The organism is Microvirga sp. P4_G7, assembly GCF_056401005.1.
In genome coordinates this window covers 1-1,586 of sequence record NZ_JBFUKD010000773.1, presented here as the reverse complement: position 1 = coordinate 1,586, position 1,586 = coordinate 1, and the positions used below count along the sequence as shown (strand labels likewise).

The window sequence follows — 1,586 nt, the reverse complement described above, 5'->3', positions numbered from 1 at the left end:
CGAGATCAGGCTCTCTCTCGCCTCGCCGTCCGCAATTGCAGCGATCATTCGTGACGTCGATCCGACACACGTTCATATCGCCACCGAAGGGCCGATCGGCCTATCGACGCGCCACGTCTGTCTGCGACAAGAGCGTGCCTTCACGACGAGCTACCACACGCGCTTTCCGGAATACATTTCGGCTCGTGCTCCAGTCCCTGAAAACTGGAGCTATCGTGCTTTGAGACGCTTCCACAACGCAGGGCGGGCGACGCTGGTCAGCACGATATCGCTCGAGCGGCAACTGAGTGAGCGCGGCTTCCGAAATATTCTCCGGTGGACGAGAGGCGTCGACATGGAATTGTTTCACCCGAGAGCGGAGCGCTGTTTGGACTTCCCCGGACCGCTCTTTTTATATGTGGGGCGTGTTTCGGTCGAGAAGAATATCGAAGCGTTTCTGTCGCTCGATCTTCCGGGAACCAAGATCGTCGTCGGTGACGGCCCAGCGCGTGCGTCGCTCGCGGCTCAATATCCGTCAGCTCGTTTTCTCGGGCCTCTGACCGGAAAAGATCTCGCCGCGATATACGCCTCTTGTGATGCATTCGTTTTTCCGAGCCTGACGGACACGTTCGGAATCGTATTGATCGAAGCGTTGGCGTCCGGCCTGCCGGTGGCGGCCTTTCCGGTCATGGGGCCCATCGATGTCATCGGAGCGTCGGGCTGCGGCATTCTCGACGATGATCTGAGAAGCGCCTGCCTGCAAGCGCTCGAAATCCCCCGCGCGCGATGCCGGTCACACGGGCAAAACTTCACGTGGCGGGAAAGTGCGCGCCAATTCTTCTCCAACATCGAAGCGGCGCAGGCTAGGTGAATACCCATGGGCCGCACCCAAAATGAGGCTTGCCAAACGCCGCTGTCACGGCACTTACATGGAAGCGTTCTAATTTCCTCGCGGTAAGGAGAAATCGATGAGCGAACAGCTGATCAGACTTCGCGCGAGCGAGCTTGAGGATTCCGGTGACGCGGGAATCAACCCAACCGAAAACTTGACGATGGGCGAAATCATCGCCCATCGGTTTCACCGACGCGACCTCTTGAAAGGCGCGTTGGCGGTTGCGGCGATCTCGGCCACCGTTGGCCATCGCGCGCTGGCGCAAACGGCTGCGCCGGGCGCGAAGCGCGTGCCGTCGTCGTTCGTCTTCGATGAGATCGAGGCCGGCGTCGATCATACCCATCACGTGGCGGCTGGCTATGACGCCCAGGTTTTCCTGCGTTGGGGCGATCCGCTGTTTCCCGATGCGCCCGAGTTCGATCCGACCGCGCAGACGGCCGAGAAGCAGAGCCGGCAATTCGGATACAACAGTGATTTCGTGGGATATATTCCCCTCGAAGGTTCGAGCGACCACGGTCTCCTGGTCGTCAATCACGAGTACACGAACGAAGAATTGATGTTCCCGGATGTCGGAATCCAGGATGCGAAGGACGTCAATTTCGCGAAGATGACCAAGGATCTCGTCGATATCGAGATGGCCGCGCATGGGGGCGCTGTCGTCGAGATCATCCGGCGCGACGGCCGCTGGCAGCTGGTGAAGGATTCGAAATACAAC

Annotated in this window: 2 protein-coding genes; both read left to right on the top strand. The window is 59.5% G+C overall.

Annotated elements, in window-relative coordinates:
- Positions 1–850, top strand: an 850-nt coding sequence (locus AC1DT3_RS20540) for a glycosyltransferase family 4 protein (RefSeq protein WP_477467056.1), incomplete at its 5' end; no start/stop codon positions are given.
- A gap of 97 nt (positions 851–947) precedes the next feature.
- The coding region (locus AC1DT3_RS20535) for a PhoX family protein (RefSeq protein WP_477467055.1) at positions 948–1,586 on the top strand (639 nt) is incomplete at its 3' end.